A 24,110-nucleotide genomic window follows, 5' to 3' on the forward strand; every position below is an offset into this window, starting at 1 on the left:
TGGGTAGCCCTTGTATATTCACTTTTCACCGTCCCTGAAAACAGCGCTGAGTAAACTATTGACAAGCTCCTCTCCTATGCCGCGGATCATCTTCTTTTCCGCTTTACTTAACGCCGGTATTAACTTGCCTTCAACAAGCCTATCGCTGCCCCGCAACTTCCTGTAAAAAGTTGGCGTGCCATAGTTACATTCCTCGCAAACGCGCTCCCTGAAAAGAACAGGTAACTTAGAGAACTCCGTATGCAACTCCAGTAATAAGTTTTTCTTTTGGGTTTCAATACTCATAAAGTACAGTTGAAAAGTGATGGTCTATTTTAGCGATACTAATCCGTTCTTCTATCTCCAGAGAATGCAGCGTCAGGAAAAAGGTCCGGAAGTAATTGCCGGTAATAGCGGCGATGGTTCCGTCTATCCCCTTATCCCCGTCAACCAGTATTTCTATGTACTGATCAAGCGCAGCTACCAACTCATCTAATTCAATACCCGCCTGGAAACTCGATAACTCATACAGATCACTTTCTAACTCCGTTACCAGCTCCCTGGTCAGGTCTTCTGCATTGGCTCTTTCCAGTGCGTCTTTGATGTTAAAAGCGGCAGTAGCGGTGGTTCTGAAGATGGTATAAAACGCCATGAACTCAGCCCGCTGATTTGGGGACCAGTTATTAGCGGAGGTACTGCCGATAACGTTGCATAGCTCGTTTTCGACTAGCTCGATGAAGCCTGCGGAGGTGCCACAGGCGGTGATGCGGGTTAAGATGGTTAACAGATTTTCCATAACAGAATATTTAAAGTGAATAAATACAGTTCTGAAAATGCAATACGATTCCCCTATCAGCCGTGAAGGCTGAATAACCAGTGGTTGTTAATATGAGTTTATGAAATTGGAAGGTGGGTATTAGGCGCAAAAAAGCGCGGTGCCCACTCTTCGCTTTTGAGGCCCTGAGAAGCCTTCAGGAACAAGTAAGTGACCCCACATAGGGCATGGAATATTCACTTGTCGTTCTCATTTCCCTTATAATTTCTCAGATTCCCAAGGTGAGAATTAAGCGAAAGCTTTAATATTTTAGAAATTTACCCAAATAGGCATTTACACAAATCCAGTTTCACTTTGTAAAGATAAGATCTTTTTTATAATTTGTGTTATAAACCAAATTATTTATTACTTTTTTCTACGAGCTTGAAAGAATTAATAAAAAAAATGGCTACAGATAGATATTCAGACGAACTTATAAAATTAGGCAGACGCTTGCGACAGCTAAGGAAAGAAAAAAAGTTAACCCAGTTAGATCTTGAAGTTAGATCAGGTATCGATCATAGTGATATCAGCAGAATCGAAAATGGACAGAAGAATATTGAATTTCATTCTATCGTAAAGCTTGCAGAGGCACTGGAGGCAGAATTGTATCTGCTATTTCCCAAACTATAGTATACCTCAACCTTGATATTATCTTAAACCACGCACTTTTTGTTGAGTGAGGAGAAAATTCCCCCATTTTCCAATTATCATATCAATAAAGCTTAAACTCTAATATTGACTTTCATGTTGTTGTCCATTGATAACGGACCTGAAAAGATAAAATACCAGTAACGTCGCAATCACATAAATTTATTAATTTCTTCTAAGGTCAAAGGCAAGACTTTTGAAAGACTTCCGCCTTCTATCTCAGAGTAATCTATCGCCTGACCACTCAGCATATCAACTGCTATGCAATATTTGGGCATCAGGCGATAATTTTGTGAGTAATTCTGCTTAAGAAATCTATATAACATGTCACAAAACATACCGATTTCCTCAATACGATAGCCATTCACTTTTGCGGTAAACCAAATTGCTCCAACTTTCTCTTCCTCTTTCTTTCCAAATGTATAGATGTGGCTTGGTTTAGCCTCAATTTCCAATCCTTTAATAGTTAACAACGAATTACCAGTGGATTTTTTGAGAAACGATAGCTTTCCACCGGGATGTAGCTTTTCTAAATCCATCCTCTTATACTTCTGAAGAATTGTAATATTTCGTTGATACATATTTTTTGTAATATTATGCCTTGCATTTGTTAGCTTTCCCTGTAACTCTTCGATCTTCTCATCGATTAGGTCTGGATCGCCTTGTTTAAATGAGTTACAAACAGCACTTAAACTAGCTATCCAATAGTCGCCTCCTCCTTCTGTAGGAAGTTCAATTTTATTGGATTTGATATTTTCAACGAACGTCTTTTTTCCTTTATCAGATTTCCGCCTAAATTCAACTAGATCTTTAACAGATATTTTTTTCATATCAATAGTTAGGTTAATAAATCCCGGTAACCGATTTCTAATATGGAATGAAAAGATAGAGGCACGCAAGGCGAGGCTACATCTAATCACATGAGAAATGCTACATAAATTGGCTTCTCTCCCCAACGCCCACTGTTAATTAACCATAATCTCAAAGTCTTGAGGGGATATGAAAAAATCATTTATCAAAATTCTCTCCTTCAATTGCTGACCATGAATTCGCAATAACCGACACAGCTCTTAACAGCTTTACTCCCAAGGGCTGGCAAACTGCTCTTATATCTTCAATTGCCTGATCTGTTGAACCCTCTTGCTTCCACAACGTAGTATTGGGCAGATAATAGGTATTGTTTTTTGCAGTCCAGGTCTTCATATATCCCCTTTGAATCATAGCTTGTTTTACCTTAACATGCTCACGATCTACATCATATGTTACTACTAGGAAGTTCATTATAATATTATTTACTTGTTGAAAAAAGATGTACAATGCTCTGTGCTGCCGATATAGGCTTAGTTCGGAAGTAAGTCATATACCTTGAAATCCTACCTGTTACTTCATGTCCTACCATCCAATTGAGTCCCAATCCGCTATCTAGTAAACTGAACACCTTTGCGATTATATAGGGCCAGATAGAGGATATAAATTAAAAATCTTTTGTAGTCCTTGCAGCAGTTGCCGTCCCGTACGATTAGATCTTATTTTCTAGGTTAAGTGATACTTGTTGATGCTTGAAGTGACTATGTCTTATTAATCAAGGTATCATCTGAAACCAAGTCTTTGTTTTTAGTAAAGTTACGTTGAAGATATCATCGTCAAATATGAGATGTTACATGGGCTTTTTCGTCTTAGCAGGTCAGAGTCTTCAACAGCACAGGTCAACGAACTGAAAACTATTTTATAACAACCTAATTATTGTAAATTAATTACTGCTTTTGAATTCTGAGTTTAAAATCTCGTAAACGAGCTATTTTAACTCGTAAACGCAGTATAATTATCCGTGTAATATACTTACTCACTCCAGAAATTCTGTGATCTTTTGTATGGCCTGAATTCTTCAGGTATTTTTCTATCTTTAAATTACGAGGAAAGAGACTACTGCTAACTTGTTTGCATTGCGTTTACTAGAAAAGATTTACTATAGTACCTTTAATAGGTCAGCTGTGTATAGTAGATAATCAAATGCTTCTTATGTAACAATAATCGATATGGCGAGGTCTTAAATTTCAGCTATTGGGATAAACACCAACAAATTAGCAATGAACTATACTTTTTATATTGAAGAAATTACATCAATTTCGTGAGAAGAAAAAGTACGTAAAGCAAGGGCTATCAGGTATCTCGAAATAAAAAGGTGTAAATAGTAAACGGAAGATCATGTAAGTGCCTTAGGGCTGAACTTGACAATACCTCTAGCTGACATCAGACATATCCCGTCGATTTATGATTGGATTACTTCCGATGAATTCTTCGAGTACGCCGTTAATCGTATAAAATTTAATTAAAGCATCTCTTTAAAATATGATCAGAAGATCGGAAGTAAAGTTGCATATGACTAATAGGGATTAAGCCACTCGTATCAAAACCCCAGTTGGTTAAATAATCAATACCATTTTGTCTATCAATATGATTACTGCCTGTCCATCCTCTCTTTAATCCTTCCAGAATTAATTCTCTGATATATTTAGGCTCATGAATGTTCACTCTTACTTTGCTTTTTGTTAAGCGATTAAATAAATCAATTCCATTATTTAACGGATGACCTTTGATTGGATCAATGAAAGTCAAAAAATGTAGAACTAACGGCGTAGTTTTCTTGCCATTTAAAAATATCTTGACAACCATACCGCCGCCTCGATATTCACATTCATTAAAAGAGACATAATACCTATAGTTATTATTGTCTACCACAATTTTTCTCAACTTACTTTTCATCTACTAATATTTCGTTTCTATATCATCTCAGACTGTATTCTATCAAATATAGTTCTAAATTCCTCGTATTTGTTATTTATCCGCTCTTCTTCATTATTCAACTCGTTTACTAATTCATCTTCACTATTACATTGCTGAAATTTGCTTGATTTAGGATGCACGTAATTGAAAATGCTTTGAAAATAGGATTTAAAGTGGTTCGTATTTCCAGTAAGAATTGTATATTCTGTAACAAGTTGAAAATATTCGGCAATGTTATCATCAAGTCTTAATTCAGCCAGTCGCTGCTCCTGGCCTTTTTCATAATGCTTTTTAAAACTATCTTCCTTCTCGGCTGTCTCATTAGCCAAAATGCTTGCCCTTAAATAATATTGTTTATGTACTTTATACATAGAAATATCCTTCAAAATCTGGGAGATCAGATATGTCTTTGCCCATCCTTTTGATATGAGATTCTGCTTCTCCTTTTTTCTTTCTCTTCTTGATTTCCACCACTCTATTGAGAACTGTGTCAACAGAGCTAACCCAGCACCAATCAAAAGCGGGATAATAGTATCCCAAATAGAAGGCCTATCAGCAGTATTCTCGATCAACTTTTTAACCAGCTGATCAAATGATCTGTTTACAATTTCAACCTTAGTAGAGTCCATTGGATACATTCATATGTAATAAATATACATAGAATATTAAATATTTAGACCCCTCAAAATAAATATTCTTGCAACCGCAGAAAGGCGCTAAATATAGTGGCGAGAATACATTCTTAAGTAGTATAAAGACGATTAATTCATTGTATACAGTTATTTGGCAAGCTATCCAAGGATCTCACTATCTTCTTTGCAAATGGTTCAGCAGATCCAACCTGCTACAAATGAGTAAATTATTATATAATTCCCTAAAACGTGAGACACTGTCTCACAAATTAACATGGAGTCATTATTTTGAAATCCTCAAGCAAGAAATTACAAGACCGATTGTGACACAATCGAACACCTCGCGGGTTCCGGTGAAGCAGGAACTGAGTATCCTACAACAAGTTTCCTGGATGATATTACATTTATAAAAATTTCTTTATTATTCTCATATTCCATATATTCGTTTGAATTATATGTGAATTTCTTAAATTCTAGCCCCGTCTTATTGAAATCCAAATTGTACTTTCCGCCATATTCTAAATAAAATTTTGACCTACAAGAAGAAGTTTCAACCTAGTAACTGACACTTCTTCCCATGCACCTTATATACTGCAAATGGAAAAAAAAGAATTAAAAAAAGTAAATATTAAAACTGAAACAAAGGATCCAAAATGTAGCTTAAGATTTGAGTCTATGAAAATAGATTCAGTTTACGATATCCTAGACGGAATATCGTGGCTTGACGAACCAAACATCAAAGAGATTGCGCAATTTTCAGGCATTGATCCCAGAACCGCAGGCAAAGCAATAAAAAATTGTACCCAAATTGGAATCGTGAAGGAAATTGCAACTAACTTTTACTCTCTTACAGTTGGATATCCGTACAAAGGTTCAAAAGCACAGAAAGAAGCTGTTTTAAAGGAATCAATATTCAAAATGCCTTTAATAGTTAGCATGAGACAGTTTCTAAAATTAGGAGATAAACTAGACGATGCGTTAAGAAAAGCCGCAACAGTACAGAAAGTTCAAAACTTCAATAAATTATCAATCGATCCTCTCATAAAATGGGCTATACAATTACAGGCACTTTCACTGGAAATGACGGCTGAAGATTTCATTGAAGAAGGTGTAAAACATAAAGAGACACGGCACAAGGATTCGAAAGATGAAAAAGTCGTCTTTCTTTCTCATAGTTCAAAGGATAAGCCATTCATTAGGCAACTTGCTGCTGATCTGGCGAAAGAAAATATACTTGTATGGCTGGATGAGCAACAAATAAATGTTGGTGACTCAATTAATGATAAGGTTAGCCAAGGTCTTGCTGAATCTGATTATTTTGTCATTGCGATGAGTGACCATTCCGCTAAGTCGGAGTGGGTACGGAAAGAATTGAATTCTATCTTAATTGAGGAAATTGAATCAAAGAAAGTAAAGATACTACCTATTAAATTATCTGAATGTGAATTTCCCCAATTAATCCGCGATAAAAAATATGCGGATTTTACCCAATCATACAATTTGGGGTTACGTGAACTAATTAAATCGATTAAATGAAAAAAACAAATTCGGAGAATCTCGAGGGAAAAAGGGGGAAAAAAGGTGGTACATCATTTCCAAGATATAGCCTTCTTCATTTACGTCCCCTTCTCAAAAATTTAACTAGTAAGACCCATACAAACCCTATTACTACAGAACAGTTAAATGCCGGTGTTTTCGGCATCAGTTCCAAATCAACAGCAGGAAAAGTAAAAAGCTCTGCCCTCAGACAATTTGGCCTTTTAACCGGTGATTCTAAGAAGCTAAAAGCTACAGAACTAGCATCCAAGATCACAATGAGTGAAGGGGAAGAACTGAAGCGATACCTTAAAGAATCCTTTGCCAAAGTATCTGTTTTCGTTAACACACTTAATACTTTTCAAAATTCGAAAACAGATAAATCTAAAATCGGACAGTACGCAGTGAGCACATTAAAAGTACATCCCGATAGGAAAGATGATTTTGTAAATATTTTAGTTGAATCAGCTGTAATCTCGGATTTGGCATCAGTTGAGGGAAATTCTATAACCTTTTCATCCCTATTACAAAACTTACCCACTGAAACCACCGACTCAATTACTGATGAAATAGAAGCAAGTGCAGATGAGGATGCAAATGAAAAAGGAAAAGATAACATATCTCCATCACATAATAACTCAAACCCCAAGTATGCTCAGAAACATGGACAGATCTCTAACATAAATGTGAATATTGATGTCGATCCATCGATGGATCCAGAAAAATTAGAAAAACTCCTCAAGCTCCTCAAAAGTTATGGGGCAATATAACAACTTAATTTTTCTAAGGGGTCAAGTATAATGCCTTTGTAAAACACCAGAATCATAACATATCACAGTGATATTTCGCAATAGCAAAAAAAACTAGGAAAATGCTTCATTTCAAGAGGCGCGCTGTCGCCTATATAGCAGGACGTTTAATCTCCGGAAAGATATCAAGCGCGATTTTCGACTACTCATATTCAGAATATTTCAGTTACTCAGGAACAACTTCTGATAAGATTAATGTTTATGATTATTCTCGCTCGTGTTATTTATCAGGATCCCAGGACTCAATTTATGATTATGGAACATCTACTTATGTTTCATTAGAACTTAAAGGAAATAAGTTCTCAGGTTATGACTATGAAACTAGCAGCTATTTCAGTGGGGAAGTCGACAAAGAAGTGGTTAGCTTTTATGATTATAGAGACAGTTCTTATTACAACTTTTCAATATGAAATTTTCTCTAAGATTGGTAAATCCTATCCTAGGATTCGAAATATAATTGTTCTAGTACGTTCTCTTAATAATTTATTAAAATAGTTCATCAATTGATCCCCCTAGACGTAGTGTTACAGAATTAAGCATAATGAACTACGTTTTCGAGAGTTCTATTGAACAATTGATATGTCACAATAAAATAGATATCTTTGTTGCGACAGTTGTATTCTTTGTAAAGCCTCGTAAACTCTACCGCCCTACACAATTATTATAGAGTAAATTATAGAGCAAAAAAGAAGACACGCGCACCGCGCAGGTCTTCAAATCTTGGGAGCAACGTAAATAATCTCATAAATTAAAAAAGTATTCCTCTCCCAACTATCGTGTTATAAAAGAATATTTTTCTTTGCCCATTCTACAATACCGATGGTTGGTATCTGCTGTTGGTAATTAAATGTCTGCTCCATCGGCCATTTGACTCCTGGATGAGTAAATACCATTCGATACTTATTGAAAACATTATCCGGATCTTGCTTTAACGCCGAGGATAAGTGTTCTTTGCTCCAAAGAACACGTTCAAAAGTGGTGTCGAACACATCTTCTACCTGCTCAGCAATTTGCGTAAACGTGGCTGTCTCGCCGGAAACAAACACGACTTCATTGACAATTTCAGGTTGGTGGAATAAAACCTCGATGGTCAGTTTTCCGATATCCTCGCAGCAGGTAAGCGTCAACAAATGATCCCAGGCGCCCAAAGCATGGACGGTTTTGTTCTCCAAACTGATCACACCGAAATCTTCACGGAATAAAAAACTTGTAATCATCCCGGTAGATACGATTAACCATTGCGTCTTATCCTGACCGCGCAAGAGATCCCTTACATCAAGCTGTTCGTCGAAAACAGGTTGTGCGCTCCCTCTCCCAATCCGATCATAATCAACTCCAAATTGCCAGGGCACATAACGTCTGACACCACCCTGCAATACGGCCTCGGTAATTTTTACCTGCATACCTTGCCCAATCGAAAAACCGCTACAGCAAATCACAGTGTCATAGTGCCCGAATACCTTTGCCAATTCCGCCACCGAACTCGTAACAAGGTCTACGGTCTCAAGTTTTACATTCCGGAATTGCGCATTTCGTTCGAAACCCTGAATGACTTCCCTATTAGGCGGTACCAGTGCAGTAATATCCAGGTTTGACTGATGCACTTCCTGATAATCATACAAGCCCTGCAACATAGACAGGCCGACTTCTCCTGTTCCAATTACTAAAAATGAGTTATTCACCTTTGATCTGTTTTATGTACTGAAATTGTTTCCGGTACAAAGGTATACTGGCTGGAAGGTCATCAGGGTACAAGAAAACCGTAAATAGATGCAAAAATCCTATGTTGTTCTATAAGCAAGTGGAGTCGTATTGGTAAGTTTCTTATAAAAATTCAAGAAATGGGGTGTTTCCTGAAAATTCAGACACCAGGCAATTTCTTTCACCGAATAATTCGAGTGTCTTAATAGTACATTAGCTTCTTCCACGATACGTTCGTGAATGATTTGCTGGGTTGTTTTGCCCGTTGCCTTCTTGAGCGAGCTATTCAGATAATCGACCGTGGTATGTAGCAAATCAGCGAAATAGGCCGGGGTTTTACCAGCCAAGGTTTTTTCCGGACTGATATCGAAAAAAGCATTTCCGAGCACATTAAAGAAGCGCTCATAAAGAGTATCTCCCGTATGCATAGAAGGAACATCATTGCTGTTTATTGATTTTTGTATGTAATGTATGATATCAAACACGCGACTACGCACCAGATGTTCTTTAAAAGGATAATCTGAATCCTTCTCTTGTTCTATTTCCATCATAAGTCGGGACAAATAATGGTACTCCTCCCCGCTTAAGGATCGGGCATAAACCTCCCGTTCTTTGAATACCGGCCAATTTCGTAAGTTTAGCTTTGCAGATCCCTTGAGAAAGCTTTCACTACATACACAATAGGTGCCACTGAAGTTTTTATCATCTGTTATAAAACCGGATCTTGTCATCGGTTCTGTAAATACAATTGTATAACCTGAGATGGGGAGTTGCTCGTTATTGGAATAATAGGTGGCGCTTCCATTTAGCAGGGCAATCTTGTAAAAAGGTTTGCGTTGCAAACGCGCGCACGCAGATAAATCATTTTTTAGATTTTCCCAATGAAAAACATCAAAATGACCTAAAAAAGATGGATCATTAGGATTAGTTCCATCAATGTATTGATCATAAAATACTTCTATTTCTTTGTACATACGCTAAACCGATAATTAAGACGAATTCAATCTGGGATGATACAACATCAATAAAGGTACGTAAATCTCAATCGAACATCTCGTATTTAAATAAAAGATAGTTAACCTGTGTAAGGTACAAAATTTAAAAAAGGCATTATAAAATAAGCTCCAGCAATATTTTCTGAGAACCCAGTTCAGACTGTTTATCCCCATTGACCTTTCTAACCATATTTTCTGTTTACCGGGTTACACATTAAAGGATACAGCTGAGTATCCGTCATCATACGCGGCTTCAATGATGGCAGTAGCTATTACCCTTTCGCCAGAATACGGATTCCTGCCATGTGAGGTAAGCATATTGTCGAGAAAAATGATATCCCCCTGCTGATAAGAAAATACTACTTTATTTTTTTCATACGCTTCCCATATACTCCTATACTGGTTATAGCTGATATCTGAACCATCCCCGAAAAAAGTATCAGAGCTGAGATAATCCTCCGGCAGATAGCTATTACGATCAAGCCCTACTTCCTCATAACGGGCATATTTATTGAAGAAAAGCACATGATTGAACCACATCTCCTCTCCGGAAACAGGATGACGGTAAACGGCAGGTTTCACCCATTCTATAACAGCATCATTCCTGCCCTTAAAAACGCAGGTAATGTCATTTCTTTTACATATACCTAAAACCATCTCCTTGTCGTTTGTTTGAAACACTTCCTGCCAGGGCATTCCAAGTCCCTCCGACAAATTCCGGCGATACTTTACCCCTGTTTCCCGGAACCTGGTCAGCAGCTCCGGTGGAATATCGGACAGTACAAGCCGAGAATCTGCCAAAGGCGTTTCCCCGCCCTTTTCAGCAGGCACAAGACAACAGAAAACGATCTTCCTTCCCCATACGCGACTGTATGAAGTTTCATTATGCATGTTAATGGGTCTCTCCTGCGGATATGTTGTAGACAGGTAAATATTCCTGATATCAGATGAAAGTTCTTTTCTTGGAGAAGACCTGAACAGATAAGGAAGCGGATCAGTGTTAAAACAATTCATGAATTCTTTAAAGTCCGCAGGGGTGCTGATATTAAAACCTCTGAACAGTATGCCTCCATGTTTTACCAGATCTGTTTCAAAAACTGCCTTATTGGCGTTCATCCAACTTACAAGATCTGCGTCAGGCTGCAAAGAACTGATTACGAGAGGCATGAGCCTGGCTTCATCATTCAGGTATGATCTGTTCACACCGGAAGTGGCTGTGTCTATGGTCGTTGCCGGACCTGAAGGTATGTTGCCAAAAAAATTGCTTTCCATTATTTTACTTTAAGGATGATCAAAAGCCTGGTATATTATTTACCGGGTCTTATCAACGAAATTCGGTTGCCCCTTTAACATAGCCATTTTTCCATTCAGTTCCCAATAGCAATACCTTCCGGGCTGCTTACTACCCGGGAATTGTAAGGTATTATTCCACGATACCCGGATTGAATCATTATCAATTGTCTTTTAAAATTATTTACGCCATGTCTATCTTCACTTCGTAATTGAAATTCTTAAAAACACGTCCCTGCCCAAACATCCCATTATTCACGGCAATTATCTTACTTTCCATATTATTAATCATAATTGTACGATTACGATAATCCATCTCAAAATAGCTTATCATATTCAGTACATACTCGTCTGCCACATGGTACAACAACACACTTCCGGCATTATTATCAGGTAATCGTATATTGCGGCTATCAAATATAGTTGCATCATATGCAATATCACGGGCTTCATCCAGCAACTTCAGATCGCGGCCCTCTTTTTTCCAATATCCTTCTGTCCAATAAATTTCTTCCAGATCAAACAGATACTCAAATTGCCCTCCTTTTCTCTTGTTATTTATCACGGTACCATATTTGAATTTGTAATCCTCAAATAATATCAGCACTTTTGTAGTAAACGCATTAACAGGATTGACTTCACTTACATAAGCAGCTTTAATCCTGGAAAGAAGTTTTCGCTTGTCATACTTTTCTTCATGACCAATGGCATCAAGGTAAAATTTCTCCCTGATCTTCCATTCCTCTATGCCTGCAAATCGGAGACGGTTTCTGAAGTCTACATCTTCCCATCCGTAAACAGACATCCTTTCATCGAAACCACCTACATACAGGAAGTCGACCTTGTTCACACATACAACGCCCGCTACACCGGGATGTAATCCTAAAGGCCTCATAAACACCTTTTTATTCGTCCTGAAAACCTCATCTATATAATATACAAACCTGTTTCCTATAAAATTGTCCGCATTTATGTTACAAACAATATCACCAGAGGCAAGTTTGAACGCCATGTTTTTGGCATGGCTATGATTGAACTCCAAAGGATCAAAAGTTTTATAGTAAACTAATGCCTCCTTTTCTATGTGGTCCGATAAATTGTTTTTTACCCATTGCTCCATATCGTCGCCCGAGTTATAATCAAGCAGCAATACTTCCAGCCCCGGATACCCGGTATTATTAGTAAGATTCTTTAACAATGTTTACTTTAAATGGTATAATCTGTTCATACAGATAATGCAGAATGATATTTTCCACGGACCATATTCAGAGAGTGCTCTTTGTTTAACAAGCTCGTTCTCCAGCATATTTTAGATTTTAAGGTTGATCAACAGTAGATCGTCAACGTTCAAATAGTATCCCATCGTCCTCCAGGTCATTCTCATTCCGGGCCGAAACGCTGCTGTTTACTGCAAGTAAATGATTAGCCGGACCGTTGTTCACCGGCTGCAGCTCTTTTCCAACAATATAATTGCCGATCACCAGGTGATCTAACTTACAGGAATGAAAGAAGTCAAGGGCCTCTGCCGGTGTTTCCACAATAGGCATTCCCCGTTTGTTCAGCGACGTATTCAGCAGCAATGAAATACCGGTTAATGCTTTAAATTCAATCAGGAGCTGATGAAACTCCGGTGACCAATCTGCTGTTACGGTTTGTATTCTGGAGGTATTATTGCGATGCACAATACTTTGTATTTGCTGATGCCATTCCGGTTTTACATCATCGACCAGGATCATATAAGGACTCTCCCTGTCGGTAATAAAATATGTTCCTACATCTTCACGTAATACAGCAGGGGCAAAAGGACGGAAGTCTTCCCTGAACTTGATCTCTGTATTAATATAATCCCGTACACCACTATTCCGGGGATCGGCTAATATGCTGCGTCTGCCCAGTGCGCGCGGCCCAAATTCAGCCCCCCCCTGAAACCAGCCAATCACCTTCCCTGCTGCCAGCAGTTGCGCTGCCTGTTTGATATAATTATCACTGTAAATAACCTGCTCTATAATACTTCGGTGGAGCGTTCCGCTAAAAAGCTCTTTGTTGCCAAATACTTTTCCCAGGTCCACCACTTTACCCAAGAGGCCAATAGACGGAGGATGAGATACCTGTACATTGCCTGCGTCCAGTAAAATACCGGAATATAAAGGATCCATAATCACAGCACCCAACTGATGCGCATCAATGTTTACAATGCAATCTGCACGGCCTTCACTATCCACTTCTATATAAACCCCGCTGTCACTGACCCTCAGCTGGTATCTGCAGTAATCACTGATGTTGAATTCAATCAGGCTTACCGCTCCCTTCGCCTTCCCGGTGGCAGCATGTTGTTCTATCAAACGGAAAAAGTTGTCGATGCGCGTCCTGATATTATCCCGGTGATGCGTATTGGAATAGGAGTAAATGGCCTTCTTTACTTCTTCCTGCGAATAGGTTTGGCCAAAGCAGGTAGACCTGGACGCCTTTATTTTCCGCTCCCTTTTCATTACTTCCAGCCAGCCATAATACGCACACCCGATAGCAATACCGTTGTCACCGGCGGCAGGCTGAATATACAAATCACTGACTCTGGTGTTTTTCAAAATAAGATTATTGGCTACCGCGTTCAACGCTACTCCGCCGGCATAACATAATTTGTCTCCCACTCCCCTGTTTAGGCGGTCCTCCACCAGGTATAAAATTGCCCTTTCTATCTCCTCTTGCATTTTATACGCAATATTGGCATAGTAGGTAAAGTTTCTTTTAAATTCACTATGCGTGCCGGCCGGTCTGTTCAGTGACTTCATCAAATCATAGTTAATAAAAACCCGTCCGCCCTGCAGGTGAAATATGTCCTCCTTTATCACACCTGGATTCCCATATGGAGCAAGCCCCATCAGTTTTCCGACGTCACTCATATTCCTGAAGCAATAGTGACTGATAGCCTGATAGGCGCTTCCCAGAGAATGCATGGTATAAGGTTCTACCGGCGCATTTTTATAGAAAACTCCATAAGGGGAAAAATCTTTTATAACAGGTGTAAGACACCCGTTCTGATAGGTATAAAAGCTGTCTTTCTCAAAATACAAGTGGGATACATCTGCATGAATTTTTTCACTGTCAGGAATGAATGCTCCTTCCAGGTCAATGCATTCGCAGAAAGGACTTCCCGATCCATCTATCACCAGCACATTAAAATCTCCCTCAAACGGGCTGGTGCCAATGGTACTATAGGCATGCGCCAGGTGATGAGAAATGGTGACAACAGGAACTTTTACATCCTCCGTAAAAATCCTTGGACCTTTGAAACTTCCGTTACCATAATCAAAGCTTCCACCATAAAGCGCATTCTGAACAACCAGGTCCACCTCATTTATGGTGATGCCTGCCGCATTCAAACAGTATTGAATGGCAGCGGTGTCATTCATTCCGTCATGCTTCTTCCTTGTTATCCTCTCCTTTTCAATAGCAACACAAATCTCCCCATCCTTTAACAGGCAGGCTGACCCATCGTGCGAAAGGTTTGTACCAAGTACATAAATTGGTTTACTCATACGATTTGATAAGTTGTTCACTCTTCTATTTTGAAATAAAAGAGGATGATTTAATACAATCCGTGATTATTTCCGCCACTTTCTCAGGATGCTGATCGATAAAGAAGTGCCCACCGGGCAAAATACTATCCTTAAACCCCGCGCTGGTAAAGGATTTCCAGTTGGCTATATTCCCGGCATTCTCCTCTTCGCTTCCCATTATAGCCCAGATAGGTGTATTAACAGGTGGAATCCTGCTTAGCTGGCAATTCTCAGATAAATGGAAGTCTGCTCTCAAAATGGGTAATATAAAATGCAGGAAATCCCTGTTATCGAGCAACTCAGCCGGTATACCTCCCATCTTCCTGATCGCTTCTATGAAGTCCTTATCCGCCAGCAGGCTTTTAGCTTGCTGAGCTTTTATTCCCGGGCCGGCATTGCCGCTTACTATAAGATGCCCGGGCGACTCCCCTACCTCTTCCAGCATACTGCATACTTTAAATGCAAGAGAGGCGCCCATACTATGCCCATATAGCAGGAAACCGGGATACTCCACGCTGTCCAGTACCTTATTAAAAAGATCAAGGGCGGCGGCTTCAAAATCAATCAGAAGGGGTTCAGCCATCCGCTTGCCTCTACCTGGCAATTCAACGGGAATAATATCTATATCCTTCAGCAAAGAGAGGATGGGCTTGAACGAATAAGAGTTGCCTCCCGCAAAGTGTATAACAAATAACTGCGTTCCTGACATATAACTGAAATACGATGAAATAATTAATGATCTTTTAGTTTAACATTATCCACCAACCTGGAATAACACTGTTCCATAAACTGATCAATGTATTGAAGAGAAAAGAGTTCCTGCGGACTGACAGCAGTCCGTAACTGAACATGAACAGCATCAACCAACCCCGGCCAGAACAACCCGGAGTCTAGCCCCAGGGCCCTCGCCTCCTCCGCATAAACATGGTAACCATTCACATTGTCAATCAGCCCGTCAACATCCCATACCGCTTTGTTATCTACTATCCATACACAATCCACGGCTTCTCCCCATTGGTGCCACGACAAACCCGGTATTGCGTTAGTTAACTTTCTTCCGGCTTGTGGTCGCACCATAGCGATGCAGCTGGCGAGAAAGTATGCTCCCTCCTTTTCCAATTCTTTCAACTTGCTGCTGACTTCCTCATCAGATCTTGACTGCCTCCAGTATTTTGCCTGAACAATGGGATTACGGATACCTTCGAAAGGGCGCATTACCACATTCCTGTCGAGGCATTTCCCGATCAATGCTTCAACCTTCACTTTGAATTCCGGAATAAGATGCTCCAGGTATTTATTTGACATATTTTTTTATTAGATTTCGGAGATTATTACGTGTTAAAAAAATAGACCCATAGGTTTCAATCAACACACCATGAAACAATACCCTCTATCCCCAAGGCAACTGGAAGACTGGAAATATAATTATAACCTGAAGGCCGGTGTGCCACCCACCATCATGAGAATTGAAACTGATCTGGCCGGCATCGATATTGGCACGCTGAAATCCGCATTCTCTTCGTTAATACAAAAACATGAAAGTCTGCGCACCATCTTCCGGGTAATTGAAAACCAGGTTATACAACAGGTGGAAGAACTTTCCGGCAAATTTGAACTGATGTATGTAGATGAATATACGCCTTCCTCTCTGCACATGCTTTCTGAAATGGTTATCAGGGAAATGAAGGACCTGGAAAACGGACCTCTGATCCGGGGAATAGCCTGTAAAAAAGAAGCCGGGCTTTACAGGCTACACATTATCGTCCATCACATCATTTCGGACCAGTGGTCTGTCAACATCATCAAAAATGACCTGCAGCAATTGTACCTCAAACATGCCAACAACCAGGTAACACATAGTGAAATGCCATCTGAACAGCTCGGAGCCTATATACTTTCCAAAACGGCGTTCTATAATGAACATCACGACAACGTAATCAGGTACTGGGAATCAAAACTGGAAACAAAAAGCTGGCATTCAGACTATGATATCATTCACCGGAACCTGCTGTCACCTCCGCCAGCCGAACGGGCTTTTGCATGGAAGGGACTGACAGGCACAGACCTTATCGCGAACCCCACGGGAGAAGCATATACTACTGCTATCAGCGAACGTCTCTATGAACAGCTACAGCAACTTCGCTATAATGAAAAATCCGGCATGCTGAATATCCTGCTTACTGCCATTAACCTGCTGGGTACAAAGCTGACCAATAACCGGCAAATACTGATACAATGTCATCATGCCTGCCGGCAGGAAGCCATTACCGCGAATATCATAGGCAACTTACTGGGCAAGCTGCTTATTTTTACCGACATCCATCCTGATGAAAGCGTTTCAGCATTGATGAACAAAACAAGCCTCCGTTACCAGGAAGCGACCTCTCATATTATATTCAGCTCAGAAAAACTAAATCCTCTTGAGCTCACTACAGGCAACTTCCTGTTCTTTAACTTTCTGCCAAAGGAAATGCAGAATAATTCCCTGTATAATTATAAAGAACCCGCCTTTAGCAGCAATGTTTGGGCAGAATCACCTTTGGTTTGCCAGGCGTTTGAATACAAGAATACCGTGGTGCTGAAATGGTCTTATCATCTTCAATTTTTCAACCGAACACTTATTGAGCTCCTGGCAGCGCAATTTGAAGAAATACTGGAGATGATGACCAGCGATAGTCAAACCGATATCAAAAGCTTCTTAAATAACCTGGATTAGGTCAGGGGAATACCTGCCCTGCGTTGTTCCAGTTCAAAGTTGAGGTCTCTCGCGGTACACAACATAAACACCTCCGCTTCCGGGATATTGTGCTTCCGGAGGAAATATAACTTGTTGTGATGCTCCTGACGCAGTTTTTCCGTTGTGTCGCTGAAATGCGGGCAATGCAGTGAAGCCGCTTTCCTGTTCAGTACAAAGCGAACATTATTCTTATAGATACGGTAGCCAAGATCGATGTCCTCCACGCCCCATCGTTGATCATAAGCTGTATCAAACACACCGGTCCGTAGCAGTTCAGCCGATCTCACGGACAAATTTCCAGTCCAGAACATAGCCCAGGGCGCCTGCAGAGCCATAATATCATCGCCACAGGCAGCGTAAACGGGTTCCCTGATATCCAGGTATTTATCTCCGGCAATAAACCTGTTGATCGTATCCCCGGGGTTCAGCAGATCAATCTCTTTCAAAAGGGTTTCACCGGGATCATATACTTCTTCAATACCCAACACATAACCGATCACGACCAGGTTCTGGTCTGCGTGCGACGCCAGATGTGCGCTGACACAGCCGGGATCCAGTACAATGCCGGAATCAATAAACAACAGGATGTCTCCTTCTGCATTGGCAATTCCCAGGTTTCTGGCCGTTGCCACCCTGTAGCCGTCATCCTCCTGGAACAGGTACTTCAATGGAAAATTGCCTTCGTATTTACCGACAGTCTCCCTGGTGTTATCCGACGACCCGTCATCCACTACGATCACTTCAAACAGGGATTTATCCAGTGTCTGGGCATTGAGACTCATTAATGTGTAATCTAACAGATATGCCCTGTTGTACGTTGGAATAATAATACTGATGCTGGGCGCCTTTTTGTTCATGATGTTATATTTAACTTGTTTTCAAAGCGAAAGACCGGTGATTGTTCATTTTTTTCCCACCAAGATCCGTCAGGCGTTTCGACCAACGTTGCACATCCGAATGCCGGACTTTCAGGTAAAGTTTACGATTCCTCGCTTCCTGATCCTGTACAGACATCTCCAATGCCTGATCTATCGCATTGTCCATGCTGTTATAGGAATAAGGATTTGTAAGTACTGCTTCATGAAGCTCAACAGCAGCGCCAACAAACTCAGACAAGACGAGTACGCCTTTCCCCCCTTTTTTTACCGCCAGGAACTCTTTGCACACGAGGTTAGTGCCATCCCGCAACGAGGATACCCACATAATATCTGTAGCGGAAAACCAACTCACCATTTCCTCAAAAGAAAGGGCTGCTTCCGAATAAATAACCGGGGTCCAATCCGCGTCGCCATGGGCGTTGATAATCCGGGCCACCTGTTGCCTGATTTTTATCTGAAACTGATCATAAGCGGTTATGCCGGCCGCCGGTTGTACCGCTACGAGGGAGAGCACCACTTTACCTTTTAATTCCGGCCGCCTGTCCAGCAAACGGCTGTAACACTCCAACAGTTTGTCCATTCCTTTTACATAATCCATTCTTGAAGCCGCGAAAATCAGTATCCTGTCTTTGAACTGGCTCCTGATAGCTGATACGCCACTCTTTATGCGCCGGTCTTTAAGTAGCTGGTTAATACGGACGCAGCTGGTACCCACCGGGATAGCATCCAGTTGAACAGTTCTGTTATCAAACAACACTTTCGATGTTACTACAGGCTCGCTCAGGGCATTACCGGATCGCGAAAAATAAGGTGTTACCTTCTTACGTTGCTTAATCGAGATATTGGTCACTGATTTGGCAACCGCTATAAAATTCTCGATGTACCTGGGGATAGAGAAAACAATATGATTACAACATAATAGGCTTTCTATAATCTTTTCCCTCCACGATATAACATTGAAGATATCCGGTCCGGGGAATGGCGTATGGAGAAAAAAAGCAATTTTCACATCCGGCGCCTTCTTTCTTATAAAGTATGGAGCAAGCCACAAATTATAATCATGAATCCAGATAGTAGTATTGCTATCAGCTTCTTCCAATGCAGCATCAGCAAACCTTTTATTGATCATTACAAAATTTTCCCAGTCGATCTTCTGGCAGTCAAAGTTTTCGTGGAATGAATGCAATATGGGCCAAAATCCTTCCTTCGATGTTTTATGATAGAAGCAATTAAGCTCTTCTTTTATAATAAGCACCCGTTTAAGCGTACAAGCTGCCCCTGCTTCCGGCATATCAATCCTTTCATAAACCGGAACGGACGGGTTATCCACGAATTCACTTCCGGCAATCCACATGCCGTCAGGCACTACGGAAAAAAATCCCTTCAACAGGGGAATAATACCATTTGGTTTACCAGCATCCCGCCTGTAAATGGTGCTGCCATTAACCATCACCTCTTCATATGGCTGACGATGATACAGCACTATTATTTTTCTCTTCATAAATGGTAAAAAATTTGAGTATTACATGCCATCAGATCCTGCTGAATGAGGAAGCTGGTATTTCCACAGAAATGGAGTGGTTGAGCACCGGAATTTTCACCCCAAATCTTGTTTTTCCTTTCTTCTGAAAAATAACGCCTTCTATTCCAATGAAAGGTCCTTCTGTGATCAGCACCTTACTGCCACTTTGCAGTTCCGGCTCAACTGTAACCTCCGGTTCAACCATTAGTTTTTTAATGGTGTTCATCTCCTCTTCTGATACAACAACAGGCTTTCCCTCAAAGGCCACGTAACGTGACACCCCCGTAATATCCAACAACCTGAACCTTGCCTGTTCTTCCACATATACAAAAACGTAATTCGGAAAAAGTGGTTCATCGACAATCTTTCTCCTGTCGCTCCATTGTTTGACAACTTTTTTTGTAGGCAGAAAACAGTGAATACCTATCTTTTTGGATTGATTGAGAATTCGCTTCTCATAGTGCGGGTATGTATAAATAACATACCAACTGCATACAGTTTGCTGAAGTGCTAATTCGCGCATAGGGTGTATTTTAAGCTGAGTAAAGAATATGCTGACAAAGAATAATGCTACTGGCAAATTGAGGCAATCCCCATTTTTGATGGTGGAATATAGGTGGGCTAATCAAATATAACAGATGGATTAACTAACGGTACTTTTTACTTGTACTAAATCGCGTTTATTCAATAAGGGTCTTTTACGTGGCAACATTTTTTAGTACATACATAATTTTAACTGTACTTCTTCCTCAACAGCTTGCTCTCAAGCGATTGCATAATCAGAAAACAGGTCAATACAAATACGGAAATAAACAGCATACCGGGCGAAGCAACGGAGGCCAATGGAATCGTATCCATACCTATCCATCCTATCATGCTGACAGCCAGCAATATGCCAATAACGGAGAGGGATACTACAATAACAAGTTCTTCCCGATCAGTCTTCACTTCCTTACCGGAAGCTGCTAATGCAGCTGTAACATTCCGGGCAAAATCCGGTGGAGGATCAGCTTCAGGCAGTTTTTTCAGTTCATCAAATAATAACTGGTACAGTTTTACATCTGCACTGAACCGGGGGTCATTGTAAGGCGCCTGTTCACCGGCCCTCTCCCCCTTTTCTTCCAGCATTCTCTGGATACTTTCATCGTTTGTATTGCTCATACTATATCCTTTTTTAAACTACCCGTTAATTTATCTTTCAATAGCTTCCTCGCTCTGAAAAGATAACTCTTTATCGTTCCCAATGGCATTCCTGTTATCTGCGTAATTTCTTCATAAGAAAATTCGTTCAGATGATATAATACGATCACTGTCCGATACTGTTCCGGCATTTGATCTATTAGCTGATTCAGATAAGCTGCTACATCTTTTCTATCTAAAAGTTCTTCCGGGGTTTCGCTGGCTTGCTCAATGGTTTCTATTTCTGTGATTTTCTGTCTGTGTTCCCGTCGTTGTTTTCTATTATGGTTAACAGCGGTCACCCAGGCAATGCGGGCTATCCAGGTTGACAGTTTCGACTGGAATTTAAAGCTACCCAGATGGCGGTACACCTTGATGAATACTTCCTGACAAACATCTTCTACTTCTTCCCTGTTTATTACTATTTTACCTGCAATAAAAAACACAAGCCGCTGATACTCCTTCACCAGTATCTCAAATGCGTGTAAATCGCCCTTTAAGATAACAGGAATCAGTTCTTTTTCATCAACCATAAGTTCTCTGGAATTCGGCGTTGGTGGTTATGGGTATCATCATATGGATATTATTGATTAAAGTCTTCATTGGATACATCATCATTCTTAATTCCACGCTTATTCTTCCTGATCGTTTCTCTAAGTTTTCCGAAATTATAATTTAAGTTAAAGCTAATTGCTCTGAAATACAACCGTCTGGTAATATTTTGTTCAAAATCATTCCCAAAAGTGCTTCTGATATCGTTCCGGAATTTGCTGAAAGGGTTGATGAGCGCGGCTGACAGCGACAGTTTATCATTCAGCAGGGATCTTGTCAAGCCAAATGAAGATGTAACAACGGAATTAGAAGTCCCCTGAAAGGTTACTTTCGGACTGATCACATTTACACTACCGCTTACACGCCATCCCTTATCAAACTTATAGCCTGCCGAGCCGGCAATGGTGTACATGAAACCCTGATTATCAATATTGGCTCCTTTGGAAACACTTTTTGTCCATATATAAACGAAATTATTATTCAGGGTTAAGCTCAATCGCTTCGTTGCAGGATAGCTGATATTCAGGCTTCCGCTTAATCCCTTGCCGCTGCCGGCGTTTTCAAATCTTGTTCGCACTACATTTGTTTCCGGAATAAAAAAAGATACCGGTATCGCCAGTTTATTAAAATAGGCATAGTCCACACCTGTTACAATGACCACTTTACCGGAATGGGTGTATCCCAGCTGAACGCCGTTAAGCAACGCCGGGCTGAGCTCCGGATTACCGGTATGTTCCACATTAGGATTAGAACGGTCTATAAAAGGATTGAGCTGGTTAACACCCGGGCGCTTTATCCGCTGTCTGAATCCCAGCGTCATCATACTTTTCTTACTTAACTTTTTGCCAATGGAAATTGCAGGCATCACATTAAAGTAATTCTGCTTAACATTTGAGGCATTGGAAATAAAGTCTGCATCAATGGTGGTTTGTTCAATCCGCACCCCTCCTTTAAAAGACCAGCCATTAATTCCATACTCGTATGTGTTGTAGGCGGCCAGTATATTCTGCCGGTTGCGGAGTACGTTACCGAGGCTGGTGTCCTGGTTAAAATCACCTGTTAAATGGTCAAATATACTTGTTTGGAAATCCCCCTCATTTTTTCTGAAAATAGCTTTTACTCCCGACTCAACAGCCACTTTACCTATAGTGAACACGTAATCCACCTGTGCTGTTTGCTCTGAGGCGCTTTGCCTGTTCAATTGTTTATAATCTGACAGCGGGTAGTTAATGGTATCTAATACTGATACATCTGTATGCTTCCTCGAGTCATATGTAAAATAACGATAAGAGAATGTCAGCAGGTCTTTTTTATTCCTTTTGAATCCAAGCTGATAATTCAGGGAAATATCTTTTCCATTACCATGTGTTTCTCCCTCTCCGGCTATATCGTAACCTTGCAGATAGCCATCACTTGCCGTCAGCACGGATTGTTGCTTATTATTATCCTTATCCCTGCTGCCATTGATATTCAGCTGCACCGATACCAGGTTAAGACTGTCTGCTTCATAACTGATTTCCGCACCAATATAACCATTGCTACTATTGGATTTCTGTGTTCCGTTTTGAAGCAGATGGTCTTTTTTGGCGCCGGTCGCCGATCTGTCTATCGTAGTTCCCGTTTCCGGGGAGTTATAAATACTGGCGGCGCCGGAAGCAGATATGCCCCATTTCCCACTTTTCAGGGAAAGGGAGCCGCCAATTCCGGGGCCGCCCACCGGGGTACGCCCGTTGAGGTTGATGGTGCCTTTGTATCCATCTGCCAGGCGTTTGTTGGTGATGATATTAATGATCCCCGCAAAGCCTTCACCTTCATATTTTGAGGAAGGCGTTGTAATTACTTCAATCCTTTGAATAGTGGAAGCTGGCATGGATCGCAGAATGGCTTTCGGATTTCTTTCTGCCATACTGGAAGGTTTACCGTTGATCAGTATTTTGTACCCTGCGTCTCCATTCAGCAAAATATTGTCATCGGCATCCAGCGAAATATGCGGTACTTTCCGCATCATCTCCAGCACATTACTGCCCTTACTATCCGGATCGGCCTGAAAGTCGTAAGAAATGCCGTCGATTTGCTGGGTAATAATAGGTTTCTCCCCTGTCACCTTTACTTCTTTCAGGGTACTTGATTCTCTTACAATACTTATTTTGCCGAGCCCGGCATGTCCGTTTGCCGCAGCCAGGTTTACCTGGAGCGTTTGCTTACGGAACCCCATAGCCATTACCGTTAATGAATAACTGAGCGGTTTCAAATCAGAAAATATAAAAGAACCGTCTTCCTTCGTCACTGCAGCCTTAATAATACCGGTATCGTTTTTTAATCCGATGGTGATATAAGCAAGAGGTGATCCTGTAGCAGAATCAACCACAACACCAGTAATAGTTGAATCATTCAGGGGAGCCCGGCCCAATACTGGTAGCACAAACAAGCAACATACAGTAAAGAACACACAGGTTTTCCAGGTTAATTTATTCATTGCCTTGAGTTTAAAACT

The 24,110-nt window shown here is 40.6% G+C and carries 23 protein-coding genes; 4 read left to right on the forward strand and 19 right to left on the reverse strand.

Going from position 1 to position 24,110, the window contains the following annotated elements; genetic code table 11:
* Positions 1-18: 18 nt before the first annotated feature.
* Positions 19-285 carry a hypothetical protein gene (locus tag ACMXI2_RS14310; protein ID WP_483782241.1) on the reverse strand — a complete coding sequence of 89 codons (267 nt, stop codon included), beginning with the start codon at positions 283-285 and terminating at the stop codon, positions 19-21.
* A complete protein-coding gene (locus ACMXI2_RS14315; RefSeq protein WP_483782242.1) occupies positions 275-775 on the reverse strand; it encodes a hypothetical protein in 501 nt (166 codons plus the stop codon). Before ACMXI2_RS14315 ends, ACMXI2_RS14310 begins: the two co-directional genes overlap by 11 nt.
* Positions 776-1,177: 402 nt before the next feature.
* Between ACMXI2_RS14315 and ACMXI2_RS14320 the strand changes: the two genes are divergently transcribed.
* Positions 1,178-1,426 carry a helix-turn-helix domain-containing protein gene (locus ACMXI2_RS14320; protein ID WP_483782243.1) on the forward strand — a complete coding sequence of 83 codons (249 nt, stop codon included), beginning with the start codon at positions 1,178-1,180 and terminating at the stop codon, positions 1,424-1,426.
* Positions 1,427-1,596: 170 nt separating this feature from the next.
* Here the strand turns inward: ACMXI2_RS14320 and ACMXI2_RS14325 are convergent, their stop codons facing one another.
* The 4 genes from ACMXI2_RS14325 to ACMXI2_RS14340 all read right to left on the reverse strand — a co-directional run bounded on the left by ACMXI2_RS14325 (position 1,597) and on the right by ACMXI2_RS14340 (position 4,857).
* A complete protein-coding gene (locus tag ACMXI2_RS14325) occupies positions 1,597-2,274 on the reverse strand; it encodes a hypothetical protein (RefSeq protein ID WP_483782244.1) in 678 nt (225 codons plus the stop codon).
* A gap of 178 nt (positions 2,275-2,452) precedes the next feature.
* Positions 2,453-2,725 (reverse strand): hypothetical protein, encoded by a 273-nt coding sequence (locus tag ACMXI2_RS14330; RefSeq protein ID WP_483782245.1) that lies wholly within the window; start codon positions 2,723-2,725, stop codon positions 2,453-2,455.
* Between the two features lie 1,044 nt (positions 2,726-3,769).
* Positions 3,770-4,207, reverse strand: a complete 438-nt coding sequence (locus ACMXI2_RS14335) for a hypothetical protein (protein WP_483782246.1) — start codon at positions 4,205-4,207, stop codon at positions 3,770-3,772.
* Between the two features lie 17 nt (positions 4,208-4,224).
* Positions 4,225-4,857, reverse strand: coding sequence for a hypothetical protein (locus tag ACMXI2_RS14340; protein WP_483782247.1), 633 nt, complete (start codon positions 4,855-4,857; stop codon positions 4,225-4,227).
* Between the two features lie 600 nt (positions 4,858-5,457).
* On the opposite strand from ACMXI2_RS14340, the gene ACMXI2_RS14345 reads away from it, so the two are divergent.
* Positions 5,458-6,396 carry a toll/interleukin-1 receptor domain-containing protein gene (locus tag ACMXI2_RS14345; RefSeq protein ID WP_483782248.1) on the forward strand — a complete coding sequence of 313 codons (939 nt, stop codon included), beginning with the start codon at positions 5,458-5,460 and terminating at the stop codon, positions 6,394-6,396.
* Positions 6,393-7,166: a hypothetical protein gene (locus ACMXI2_RS14350; RefSeq protein ID WP_483782249.1), complete on the forward strand. Its 774-nt coding sequence runs from the start codon at positions 6,393-6,395 to the stop codon at positions 7,164-7,166. The genes ACMXI2_RS14345 and ACMXI2_RS14350 overlap by 4 nt, the downstream gene beginning before the upstream one ends.
* An 818-nt stretch (positions 7,167-7,984) precedes the next feature.
* Here the strand turns inward: ACMXI2_RS14350 and ACMXI2_RS14355 are convergent.
* From ACMXI2_RS14355 to ACMXI2_RS14385, 7 genes are all read right to left on the reverse strand, one after another.
* On the reverse strand, positions 7,985-8,887 hold the full coding sequence (locus ACMXI2_RS14355; RefSeq protein ID WP_483782250.1) for an aromatic alcohol reductase: 903 nt from the start codon (positions 8,885-8,887) through the stop codon (positions 7,985-7,987).
* A 99-nt stretch (positions 8,888-8,986) separates the two neighbouring features.
* Entirely contained in the window at positions 8,987-9,880 is an 894-nt protein-coding gene (locus ACMXI2_RS14360; protein WP_483782251.1) for a helix-turn-helix domain-containing protein, read from the reverse strand.
* Between the two features lie 228 nt (positions 9,881-10,108).
* Positions 10,109-11,173 carry a TauD/TfdA family dioxygenase gene (locus ACMXI2_RS14365; RefSeq protein ID WP_483782252.1) on the reverse strand — a complete coding sequence of 355 codons (1,065 nt, stop codon included), beginning with the start codon at positions 11,171-11,173 and terminating at the stop codon, positions 10,109-10,111.
* Between the two features lie 202 nt (positions 11,174-11,375).
* On the reverse strand, positions 11,376-12,389 hold the full coding sequence (locus ACMXI2_RS14370; RefSeq protein WP_483782253.1) for a galactosyltransferase-related protein: 1,014 nt from the start codon (positions 12,387-12,389) through the stop codon (positions 11,376-11,378).
* Positions 12,390-12,531: 142 nt separating this feature from the next.
* On the reverse strand, positions 12,532-14,727 hold the full coding sequence (locus tag ACMXI2_RS14375; RefSeq protein WP_483782254.1) for a carbamoyltransferase family protein: 2,196 nt from the start codon (positions 14,725-14,727) through the stop codon (positions 12,532-12,534).
* A gap of 25 nt (positions 14,728-14,752) precedes the next feature.
* A complete protein-coding gene (locus ACMXI2_RS14380) occupies positions 14,753-15,457 on the reverse strand; it encodes a thioesterase II family protein (RefSeq protein WP_483782255.1) in 705 nt (234 codons plus the stop codon).
* Positions 15,458-15,480: 23 nt separating this feature from the next.
* Positions 15,481-16,053: a M15 family metallopeptidase gene (locus ACMXI2_RS14385; RefSeq protein WP_483782256.1), complete on the reverse strand. Its 573-nt coding sequence runs from the start codon at positions 16,051-16,053 to the stop codon at positions 15,481-15,483.
* Positions 16,054-16,123: 70 nt separating this feature from the next.
* Here ACMXI2_RS14385 and ACMXI2_RS14390 point away from each other — a divergent pair, with 70 nt between their 5' ends.
* Positions 16,124-17,464 (forward strand): condensation domain-containing protein, encoded by a 1,341-nt coding sequence (locus tag ACMXI2_RS14390; RefSeq protein WP_483782257.1) that lies wholly within the window; start codon positions 16,124-16,126, stop codon positions 17,462-17,464.
* Here the strand turns inward: ACMXI2_RS14390 and ACMXI2_RS14395 are convergent.
* The 6 genes from ACMXI2_RS14395 to ACMXI2_RS14420 form a co-directional block, all read right to left on the reverse strand.
* Positions 17,461-18,342: a glycosyltransferase gene (locus ACMXI2_RS14395; protein WP_483782258.1), complete on the reverse strand. Its 882-nt coding sequence runs from the start codon at positions 18,340-18,342 to the stop codon at positions 17,461-17,463. The two genes, ACMXI2_RS14390 and ACMXI2_RS14395, sit on opposite strands and share 4 nt — an antisense overlap.
* A 10-nt stretch (positions 18,343-18,352) precedes the next feature.
* The gene (gene ggpS, locus ACMXI2_RS14400) at positions 18,353-19,864 is read right to left on the reverse strand and encodes a glucosylglycerol-phosphate synthase (protein ID WP_483782259.1); all 1,512 of its coding nucleotides are present in this window, start codon (positions 19,862-19,864) and stop codon (positions 18,353-18,355) included.
* Positions 19,865-19,895: 31 nt separating this feature from the next.
* A complete protein-coding gene (locus ACMXI2_RS14405; RefSeq protein WP_483782260.1) occupies positions 19,896-20,408 on the reverse strand; it encodes a UpxY family transcription antiterminator in 513 nt (170 codons plus the stop codon).
* Positions 20,409-20,617: 209 nt separating this feature from the next.
* A complete protein-coding gene (locus tag ACMXI2_RS14410; protein ID WP_483782261.1) occupies positions 20,618-21,046 on the reverse strand; it encodes a hypothetical protein in 429 nt (142 codons plus the stop codon).
* Positions 21,043-21,597 carry an RNA polymerase sigma factor gene (locus tag ACMXI2_RS14415; protein ID WP_483782262.1) on the reverse strand — a complete coding sequence of 185 codons (555 nt, stop codon included), beginning with the start codon at positions 21,595-21,597 and terminating at the stop codon, positions 21,043-21,045. Before ACMXI2_RS14415 ends, ACMXI2_RS14410 begins: the two co-directional genes overlap by 4 nt.
* A gap of 50 nt (positions 21,598-21,647) precedes the next feature.
* Entirely contained in the window at positions 21,648-24,092 is a 2,445-nt protein-coding gene (locus tag ACMXI2_RS14420; protein ID WP_483782263.1) for an outer membrane beta-barrel protein, read from the reverse strand.
* Between the last annotated feature and the right edge of the window lie 18 nt (positions 24,093-24,110).

The sequence above is a fragment of the Chitinophaga sp. G7 BAM 1005 genome (assembly GCF_057126945.1).

Coding starts and splice junctions, on each gene's coding strand:
- ACMXI2_RS14310 (WP_483782241.1), bottom strand. CDS start 285: ATGAGTATTGAAACCCAAAAGAAAAACTTATTACTGGAGTTGCATACG.
- ACMXI2_RS14315 (WP_483782242.1), bottom strand. CDS start 775: ATGGAAAATCTGTTAACCATCTTAACCCGCATCACCGCCTGTGGCACC.
- ACMXI2_RS14325 (WP_483782244.1), bottom strand. CDS start 2,274: ATGAAAAAAATATCTGTTAAAGATCTAGTTGAATTTAGGCGGAAATCT.
- ACMXI2_RS14330 (WP_483782245.1), bottom strand. CDS start 2,725: ATGAACTTCCTAGTAGTAACATATGATGTAGATCGTGAGCATGTTAAG.
- ACMXI2_RS14335 (WP_483782246.1), bottom strand. CDS start 4,207: ATGAAAAGTAAGTTGAGAAAAATTGTGGTAGACAATAATAACTATAGG.
- ACMXI2_RS14340 (WP_483782247.1), bottom strand. CDS start 4,857: ATGGACTCTACTAAGGTTGAAATTGTAAACAGATCATTTGATCAGCTG.
- ACMXI2_RS14345 (WP_483782248.1), top strand. CDS start 5,458: ATGGAAAAAAAAGAATTAAAAAAAGTAAATATTAAAACTGAAACAAAG.
- ACMXI2_RS14350 (WP_483782249.1), top strand. CDS start 6,393: ATGAAAAAAACAAATTCGGAGAATCTCGAGGGAAAAAGGGGGAAAAAA.
- ACMXI2_RS14360 (WP_483782251.1), bottom strand. CDS start 9,880: ATGTACAAAGAAATAGAAGTATTTTATGATCAATACATTGATGGAACT.
- ACMXI2_RS14365 (WP_483782252.1), bottom strand. CDS start 11,173: ATGGAAAGCAATTTTTTTGGCAACATACCTTCAGGTCCGGCAACGACC.
- ACMXI2_RS14375 (WP_483782254.1), bottom strand. CDS start 14,727: ATGAGTAAACCAATTTATGTACTTGGTACAAACCTTTCGCACGATGGG.
- ACMXI2_RS14380 (WP_483782255.1), bottom strand. CDS start 15,457: ATGTCAGGAACGCAGTTATTTGTTATACACTTTGCGGGAGGCAACTCT.
- ACMXI2_RS14385 (WP_483782256.1), bottom strand. CDS start 16,053: ATGTCAAATAAATACCTGGAGCATCTTATTCCGGAATTCAAAGTGAAG.
- ACMXI2_RS14390 (WP_483782257.1), top strand. CDS start 16,124: ATGAAACAATACCCTCTATCCCCAAGGCAACTGGAAGACTGGAAATAT.
- ACMXI2_RS14395 (WP_483782258.1), bottom strand. CDS start 18,342: ATGAACAAAAAGGCGCCCAGCATCAGTATTATTATTCCAACGTACAAC.
- ggpS (WP_483782259.1), bottom strand. CDS start 19,864: ATGAAGAGAAAAATAATAGTGCTGTATCATCGTCAGCCATATGAAGAG.
- ACMXI2_RS14405 (WP_483782260.1), bottom strand. CDS start 20,408: ATGCGCGAATTAGCACTTCAGCAAACTGTATGCAGTTGGTATGTTATT.
- ACMXI2_RS14410 (WP_483782261.1), bottom strand. CDS start 21,046: ATGAGCAATACAAACGATGAAAGTATCCAGAGAATGCTGGAAGAAAAG.
- ACMXI2_RS14415 (WP_483782262.1), bottom strand. CDS start 21,597: ATGGTTGATGAAAAAGAACTGATTCCTGTTATCTTAAAGGGCGATTTA.
- ACMXI2_RS14420 (WP_483782263.1), bottom strand. CDS start 24,092: ATGAATAAATTAACCTGGAAAACCTGTGTGTTCTTTACTGTATGTTGC.